General features: G+C 33.9%; 6 protein-coding genes and 2 pseudogenes. 4 read left to right on the plus strand and 4 right to left on the minus strand.

The features are described from left to right. Positions 1–563: 563 nt before the first annotated feature. Complete coding sequence (locus tag ACQKII_RS24345; RefSeq protein WP_427463010.1) at positions 564–2009, minus strand: MDR family MFS transporter; 1446 nt, start codon at positions 2007–2009, stop codon at positions 564–566. Positions 2010–2208: 199 nt separating this feature from the next. Here ACQKII_RS24345 and ACQKII_RS24350 point away from each other — a divergent pair, with 199 nt between their 5' ends. After that, entirely contained in the window at positions 2209–3108 is a 900-nt protein-coding gene (locus ACQKII_RS24350; RefSeq protein WP_427463011.1) for a TetR/AcrR family transcriptional regulator, read from the plus strand. Positions 3109–3198: 90 nt separating this feature from the next. Next, positions 3199–3584 (plus strand): annotated as a pseudogene (locus ACQKII_RS24355) (transposase); the annotation flags it as partial. A gap of 244 nt (positions 3585–3828) precedes the next feature. Here ACQKII_RS24355 and ACQKII_RS24360 read toward each other — a convergent pair. The 3 genes from ACQKII_RS24360 to ACQKII_RS24370 are packed head-to-tail and all read right to left on the minus strand — an operon-like array spanning position 3829 to position 5438. After that, the gene (locus ACQKII_RS24360) at positions 3829–4179 is read right to left on the minus strand and encodes an aconitate hydratase (protein ID WP_427463012.1); all 351 of its coding nucleotides are present in this window, start codon (positions 4177–4179) and stop codon (positions 3829–3831) included. Beyond that, positions 4172–4504 carry a YolD-like family protein gene (locus ACQKII_RS24365; protein WP_427463013.1) on the minus strand — a complete coding sequence of 111 codons (333 nt, stop codon included), beginning with the start codon at positions 4502–4504 and terminating at the stop codon, positions 4172–4174. The genes ACQKII_RS24360 and ACQKII_RS24365 overlap by 8 nt, the downstream gene beginning before the upstream one ends. Before the next feature lie 10 nt (positions 4505–4514). Further along, complete coding sequence (locus ACQKII_RS24370; RefSeq protein WP_427463015.1) at positions 4515–5438, minus strand: DNA polymerase thumb domain-containing protein; 924 nt, start codon at positions 5436–5438, stop codon at positions 4515–4517. A 433-nt stretch (positions 5439–5871) separates the two neighbouring features. Between ACQKII_RS24370 and ACQKII_RS24375 the strand changes: the two are divergent. Together ACQKII_RS24375 and ACQKII_RS24380 are read left to right on the plus strand one after the other, a co-directional pair. Then, a pseudogene (locus ACQKII_RS24375) lies at positions 5872–6084 on the plus strand (tyrosine-type recombinase/integrase); the annotation flags it as partial. A gap of 103 nt (positions 6085–6187) precedes the next feature. Next, positions 6188–8212, plus strand: a complete 2025-nt coding sequence (locus tag ACQKII_RS24380) for a hypothetical protein (RefSeq protein WP_427463014.1) — start codon at positions 6188–6190, stop codon at positions 8210–8212. The last annotated feature ends 211 nt before the right edge of the window (positions 8213–8423 follow it).

Raw genomic sequence — 8423 nt, forward strand, 5'->3', positions numbered from 1 at the left:
GGAACGCCGTATGCGGTGAAAGTCGCACGTACGGTGTGAACAGGGGGAAAAGCCAGCGATAACTTCAAAGGCTTACCTATCTGTATGAATAAGGAATGATTGTAACTGGACAGGATAAACTAAACCTAAATATAATTTAGGTTTATGAAATATCACTCTTCTATCGGTTTTATTAAATTTTTAGCTTGTATTATGGAACAGTAAATGCAAAACCGAAGAATATTCCTCCTTCTTTTGAAAACTCACTGGATGACAGGTCAGTCAAGCCCTTGGAATAGTAACTTTCGTTAAGGAGCAATTACAAAGCCTTGCAACGAAGAAAAACTGGATATGTAGCAATTTTGTGTATTTGTTAAGCTAAAATTGAGCCACCTATACCTCTTAAAAAGTTGTCCAATTCTGTTGCAGTTCAATAAAATAGTAGTACAATCCATGGCTCTGGTTTGTACTACTATTATTATGTTTCTCTGACTAATGAGAATGGAGAAAGTTAGAGGTGAATAAAAAGTTTTATGGAGATCTTAATCTCAAACTTTATCTATCAATTTAGTTAATTCAGCAAACTATTTATTTGTAGTGACCGACTCGCTTTCGACTTTAACACTTTTCCTTTTAAGGAAAAACGCTAAAACTAAGGCAATAACCGAAACCACTAATGTTGCTAAAAAGGCATCATTTACCCCGTTTATAGAAGATTGAAGCATTAAATGCTGCTGCGATGCTTGATCTGTTACCTGATTCACTACATCTGCCATATGCGTTTTTGTACGGCTGACCATGACTGAAACAAGTAAACTTGTACCAATCGCTCCTGCAACCTGGTTTAATGTACTATTAATCGCCGTACCATGTGGTGTTTGGGTAGGTGTTAATGAGTTTAAGCCATGTGTTTGGATAGGCATACTAACAAACGACATACTTAACATACGAAACGCATAAATGGTAGCGATATATAGGCTCGATGTGTTCTCATCTAATCTTGCAAACGCAATCGTTGTGAAAATCGTAATACAAACACCAATTAAGACTAAATTTTTCGCCCCGAATTTGTCAAATAATCGACCGGCAATAGGGCTCATAATCCCATTTAAAATGGCACCAGGTAATAAAATTAACCCGGTTTCTATAGGAGTTAATCCTTGCGTATTTTGCAAGAACAGTGGAATTAAAATCATTGCAGAATACATCGCGATAACATTTGTCGCCGTAATTGCCGATGCAAGTGCATATTGTGATGACTTATAAATACCAAAGTCAAGCATTGGATCATCTAAGCGGAACTGTCTAATAATCAATAGGGCTAAGAACACACAGCCCAGCACGATCGGTAACCATACGAATGTGTCTCCCCATCCTTTGTCTCCAGCAGAACTGAAGCCAGATAAAATACCACTAAAGGCAAGTGCAGAGAAAATAACAGAAGGTACATCAATTTTCCCTGTATAGCTCGGCTTCGTTTTATCTAAGCTGAAATAACCAATTAACCAAACAATACCCATAATTGGCACCATCATTAGGAATAAAATATTCCAATTAAAATGCTCAATTAGGAAGCCAGATAGCGTTGGACCAATTGCTGGTGCGAACATAATAACGAGACCGAAAAGCCCCATCATTGATCCTCGTTTTTCAGGTGGGAATGAAGTCATTAAATAATACATACCCATTGGCATTAGCAGTGCTGAACCGACGCCTTGGATTAAGCGCCCAGTTAAAAGTAAGCCAAATGATCCTGCGATACCAGCGAGTAATGACCCAAGGAAGAAGCTCCCAATCGAAATTAAAAATAATTTACGTAGAGAGTATTTTTTCATTAAAAATGCTGTGGTTGGCACCAAAATCGCATTGACTAACATATAGCCTGTAGTTAGCCATTGGACAGTCGATTCAGTGATCGATAAATCCTTCATAATTTCGGCTAATGCTACATTTAAAAATGAATTGTTCAGTAAAGCAAAAAAAGCGCCGATAATTAAAACAATTAATGTTGTTTTGGTAGATTGTTTCATGTTATTTAGAATTCCCTTTCTTGATTAGTATTCTTTAAATAGATTTTTAAGACCAAATTATACTCAGTGTACAAAAATGGACTTAAAGTATAAAATGTATTCTAAACCTTTTATTTTTAAAAAACAAGCATTAATATACTTGAGTTATAAAAACAGAATCGTAGTATAATGAATGTATTAATTTGAGGGAAGTGTTAAGATGAAGGACAAAAAATTAGCCATTATACAATCATCGTTTGAATTATTTTTGAGCCAAGGTTATCACGCAACCTCGATTCAGGACATATTAAATAAATCAAATGTTTCGAAGGGGACGTTTTACAATTATTTTGAATCGAAAAGCTCCTTGCTACAGCAAACATTGTTATATAGAGAAGAACGTATTCAGTATCAAAGAGATTTACTACTAGATGGGGATAATATGGGAGATCGCCATATTTTTATTCAGCAAATAGAAGTCACCTTTTTGAATAAAGGGACAATCAATATGTCAGAATTGATGGATGATGCTGCGGTTTCAGATGATTCAAATTTGATTAAATTTATGAAGGAGTTACGAAATTCATTTATTGAATGGCTGTATAAACGGCTACATCAAATATATGGGGTGAAATATGAAGCATACATCGCTGAAATGACACTAGTATTTGCAGGGGTTCTACAAAATCTGTTTCATTTCTCGCCCTTGATGAATACTAAAAACAACGATTATATCAGACTGATCGAATACAGTCTTACGAGTGTAGAAACGATTATCGCAAATAAAACACAAGGAGAAAAGGCGATAGTTACAAATGAAGCGTTTGAACAAAACTTTGAGATTGCACTGCAAACTGATTCCTTGTTTAGTGAGTTTGCTATACATACGAATAGTTTAAAGAAAGCAATTGAGCGACTATACGGGGACGAACCGCAAATGTGTAATTTCCTGTATGATTTAGTGGCGTTTGTGCAACAAGAAATCGTGGCAGAACAACCAAAAAGAGCCTTAATTTTAAGCACTATTACAACGTTTAATTCATTTGATAGGCTCCATTCATCAAATGAATTAGCTGATTTCTTGCAAACAATGCAAAATTTAGGATATGAAATGTTTTAGTGAAGTTTGTTGGTTCTGGTGCAAAAAAATATAAACAACTGCAATTCACCTCAAGTGGATAGGCTACATTAAGTTAGATAGATAAAATACCGAGAAATCATTGGTCAGAGTGTTGGCGAAAACAAAACGGCGGAGCTTGTCTACAAAACATTGCCAGTATTGAAGCAAAGTTGCACGATGTGCAAATGTTCCATACCGATTGAGGCAAAGAATTCGATAATAAGCTCATTTCAGAAGCACTTGAAACGTTCGGTATTCAGCGTACTTTAAGTATGAAGGACTGCCCTTATGATAATGCCGTGGCCGAAGCGACATTTAAAGTGTTTAAAACCGAATTCTTAAAGCGCACACATTTCTCTTCCTTTGAACAATTTGCTCTTGAAATTGACAATTACGTAAACTGGTTTAACAACATTCGTATCCACGGCATTCTAGGCTATTTAACATCGAAAGAATTCAAGCTGCAGCCCTCATGATTTTTGTCCAGTTTAGTGTTGACATTCCAAAACAATCAAATAAAAGGCAAAGTTTGTGAATAAATGTACTTAAACTCCCATGAAAGAACGATCCTCACTTTCATTTTTTTGTGGTGCAGCACTGATATTTTGCTGCATGGATGGCTAACGGGGGCTTTAGTTGAAGAAGACTCATTTAATTGATCAAATTTTTTATAAAGATCTCATACTTAGGTAGAAAGATTAACTCCATTTTGATCAATCTTTATTCTAAAGCCACACTTATATGATTAATCAACAACTTTTCCACCTGTGATTTAAGAGCTTGATTTGCATAACGGAGCACTACATCATTACCTGCCGTTGCGACTTGCACGTCACTAAAGTATTCATCTACAGGCTGCCATCCTACTACTCGTATGCGATGCTGTGCAAGCTGACGTTTGAGGTTAAAATATTCTTGTCTTAGATCCTTTAGTAAAGAATCCATCATTGGAAGAAATACTGTTTTCATTTTAAACTGCTCTAATTTATGATAGTCAACCTGCAATGATTTAACTGCTAGTTCCAACAAAAGATACTTATGAAGTAACTGTCTTTCGTCTGCTTTAATCATAATAATCAGCATCCAATTGGGCTGATTGAATACTTTGGATTGGAATACTTTTTGTTTTAAGTAGTGTTTCAAATATGAGTTCATTAGTATTAATCGATTTAATTGTTCCAGTCCATTGTGTGATTTTGTAGTCCTTCCACACTTCTAATTTAATGTCCAATTGCTGATTAAACGCTTGCTCAATTGTTTGTTGTAGTTCTTCCAGCTCCCACTCAGTCAATTCTCTTGGCGGTTCCGTACGCTCTTGTTTGTACTCTCTAAGAAGCTCTAAATGTTCTGGCAACATCATCGATGCCCATTTAATATTCCCTCTATCCTTTATCATCCAATCACTCCTATGCCAAATGACCACCAACTAAGCGATCCCGATTAATTGCTGTACCAGCTTTTGTATAAGAAACTGCTCTTAATATTGAGGTAGCTCCAAACCTATTGCGTATGGCATCCATTGTAGGACCAATAATTTGACGTTGTGGTTTACGTTCATCAAATAAATCCAATTGAATGCTATGTTCTTTCTCTAGGTTGGATATTCTGACTGATAATTGTCTTGCTGGCTCTCCAGCAAAGTGCTCATCCAGTAATTCAATACAAGTTTTATACATCACAAGCGTTTCACTTGTTGGTACTGCAATTGTTTTAGACCGATGCAACCCTTTGGTCATGGCATTATGACTATAAGAAAGACCTAAGCTGATTGTACGGCCAACAAACCCTGCATTACGTGTGCGTTTCATTACGTCTTCGCACATTTCTAGGAGTACTACAGAAATATCTTTTCGTGTGTGATAATCCCTCATCAGCATTTGACCCTTCCCAAAACTGAAAGCTCCGTTTGTTATTAACGGCTCTCCTAATTTGGATAGATCTATTCCCCATGCATGGTAATAGAGTTGATTGCCCATTACACCAAAGCGCTTTTCTAATTCTGCTAAATCTGTATTAGCCAAACCACCAACTGTTTGTATTCCCATAGCATTTAGATTTGCTTCCATTCGTTTTCCTATGCCCCACATTTCCGATAGAGGTCGTACTGGCCATAATTTCTGTGGAATATCCTCATACGTCCATTTCGCAAAACCAGTTTTCTTTGCATCAAGGTCTAAAGCTAATTTGGCTATTAACATGTTTGGTCCCATACCTACTGCACTAGGTACATTAAATTGATCAAGAATAGCTCTTTGTATTTCCTTAGCCGTTTCCTCATGCGAGCTCCAAAGCTTTTCAGTACCAGTTAAATCAACAAAGCTTTCGTCAATTCTGTTGTCAAGTGATTGTCTACTTTTTGTCTACTATAATATTTTCACGTTTTGATCATTAATCTAGGATTCGGTGAATATTCAGATTCGATATTTCGCTTATCTTTCAAAATGCCTTCAGTCCATCCACTTGATCTAGCTACGATGATTAAACTTATGATATAAACATTAATTTTTATAAGAAAAAAACCACGCATTTTGAACAAAGATTGTTCAAAATGTGCGGGTTTGCTTTTAGCATAGATTTTATTTTATTAAAAAGGTCTTGTTTAGTGTTTAATTACAAGCAACTTAACACCATCTATACCTTTGGGGCAACTGCATTATTACGAGCTGTTTCATTAATGAATACTTCTCTAATCCAGATGTCCGCCTCTTCTTTAAAAACGATTGCGTAGCATCTGTTATGAGTAATTAAACATTCAATAACAAGTTAGAAAATCTTTTAGCAGATATCAAAATAGATCGTGTAACAGCTCACTGTCTACGACATAGCTTTGCTACTCATTTGATTGCTCGAGGAGTAGAAAAAGATTATGTACAATATTTACTTGGACATAAAGAGTATCGTACTACAGAGAAATACTATGTTCATATGCATGAAGAGATGTTTGAACACCATAAAACAGATTCTCTTATTTCTTAGAAATACAAATTAAAAGAAATTTAAGTTTGAACTAAAGAAAACATCCATTTTATTTTTATAAATGGTTATAATTAGTATATATGTAATCAAGGAGGTTATATTTATGGTAAATACAGTCTCGATTTTAGTAGTTGGCAAATCCGGTGCTGGTAAATCGGAATTTATTGGTTCTTTTGCAAATAATCAAGACGATATTAAAGCTAGTGGTGAAGGACAAACTACGAGAACAAATGTTGAATATCTTTTTTCAATCAACGAACCCACTCCAAAAATAGAAGTTAAATATTTAAATGAAGATCAATTTGTAAATAAACGCCTTAGTCAAATTGGTGAAATCAAAATCCCTAAAGATACATTTGATTATAGTATTTTGGAACAAGTATTAGTAATTGACGGATTTTTCAATTATAAGGAATTTGATTTTGAAGAACAACCTACTTCTCATTTGATAGAGAATCTATGGGAAAATATCTTAAATACACTATCTTTAGAAGAAAAATTTTTAAAGGAAGAATATAGTCATGAAGAGTATAATTCTGTGAAAAGCCTTATACAAGACAATTTAGTTTCTAATGAGGAAAAAGAAAAATTATCTTCATTTGATGAATCAACTTACAGTCTACAAGATATTATAGAGCTTTTCTTACGTGCCACATTTAAATTATGCAAAGCTGCTATTAAAGATTTCCCTACAACTTTCTTCTTAAATGAACTAAATATTGAAGATAAACAAAGGCTCACTTACGCTTTAAAAGTTATCAACGGTAAATCTAGTACAGGGCTTATTGATAAAGTAATTATTCACGATCAAGTCAAAAGAAAATATGAGGATATTATGTATAATTTAGATATCAATACTTTGATATTTATTGATACATATGGATTAGACCATAGTGAGCAATTACAAAATGATACTTTAAATAAACGATATACCGATCTTTTCAATCAATATCCGGACATAAATACAATCTTCTTTATTCGTGCTTTAAACAGTGATGCACCATCCGATTTAAAACTAGCTATTCCTGCAATTTATAATAGCAAGCCATCTGCAGTTCCCTATTTGATTTTCACTAAAGTTGATAGAAATGACTCCATACAAAAAGAAGCTAATAAATCTATAATTGACCTACTGGAAATAAATCAGCAAACTCAATTAAAAGCTGTCCAATATTTTAACGAGTCAAAAAATGAAAAAGAATTAAAGAGTAAGTTACGTGATGAAGGTGTTCCTATTTCATTAATAAATAGTCGTTATGATGTGTTAAAGAACAACTTAACTCCCTATTGTTCTAAAGATATTGAAGAGTACCAAGAAAATAACGCATACCAAATCGAAAAAGTGCTAAAATCTATCGTGAATAAGGAACATTTAGGATCATCTTTAGTCAATATTAATGACCTTCTTAATATTGTAAACAACAACCATACTGAGTCAAAGAAACATATCCAATCTTTATTAAAAATGATGTTTGAATTCGCTTCGAAAGATTGGTCTGAGAGTAGATTCCAAAGTAGAACTATTTGGAAAAATAGAGAATCACTAGAGAATGGATTTTTAGGTTATGATGGTACATATCTTGATTCTTGGCATATTCGCTTTTTATTTAGCTACTATCGCACCTTCTCTAAAATTTCTAAAGAAAAATTCGAACAATTGTTTAAATTAGATTGGGAAAGTAACGAAGCCATCGCTATACAAGAAACACTTAATGGCTTTTCATATCGCTTCATTAAATTTAGGGACGTAAATATACTTAACGCTGATAATTTGACTCCTTTGATGAAATATATTGTCTACAATAATCCTAATTTTAATAATATTTATGGTTTCAAATGCACTACTAAACCTATATATCAATGGCTAACAAAAGTATATGATTTTAAAAAGTATTATACCGATGTCCAAGAAGGAGTATATGAACTATTTGCAGAAGATTTCAATACTCATTTCATTTATAGTTGTAGAGAACACAACCAACGGGTATTAAAAAAGAAATACACTGAAAAACATGAACTAGAACAAGAATTAGAGGTATATTTTAAAGAACTTGATTCAACATTAGACAACGAACAGAAAAAAATATTTAAAAACAGTGTTCTTGGCTCTCCTACTACGATTCGTTAAGCACCATTAACGAATTTTCTAATATCAATTTCAAAAGCTATATTAAAAATTTTTAATTAAAACTATATACTTTATTGCCAGTTATCAAAAAACACCTGATAACTGGCATTTTATAAGTAAGCCCGAAATATAAAAAAACCGCACCTTTTCGGTATACACGACGAATGGCCATCTATCTGAATTTTTTTCGGATAGATGGCTATTTTGCACA

It is taken from the genome of Lysinibacillus sp. NPDC048646 (assembly GCF_050272295.1).
Lineage (GTDB): Bacteria > Bacillota > Bacilli > Bacillales_A > Planococcaceae > Lysinibacillus.

What these genes read in the sequence shown, in the direction of transcription:
- ACQKII_RS24345 (WP_427463010.1), bottom strand. Translation starts at nt 2,009, where the DNA reads ATGAAACAATCTACCAAAACAACATTAATTGTTTTAATTATCGGCGCT.
- ACQKII_RS24350 (WP_427463011.1), top strand. Translation starts at nt 2,209, where the DNA reads ATGAAGGACAAAAAATTAGCCATTATACAATCATCGTTTGAATTATTT.
- ACQKII_RS24360 (WP_427463012.1), bottom strand. Translation starts at nt 4,179, where the DNA reads ATGATTAAAGCAGACGAAAGACAGTTACTTCATAAGTATCTTTTGTTG.
- ACQKII_RS24365 (WP_427463013.1), bottom strand. Translation starts at nt 4,504, where the DNA reads ATGATAAAGGATAGAGGGAATATTAAATGGGCATCGATGATGTTGCCA.
- ACQKII_RS24380 (WP_427463014.1), top strand. Translation starts at nt 6,188, where the DNA reads ATGGTAAATACAGTCTCGATTTTAGTAGTTGGCAAATCCGGTGCTGGT.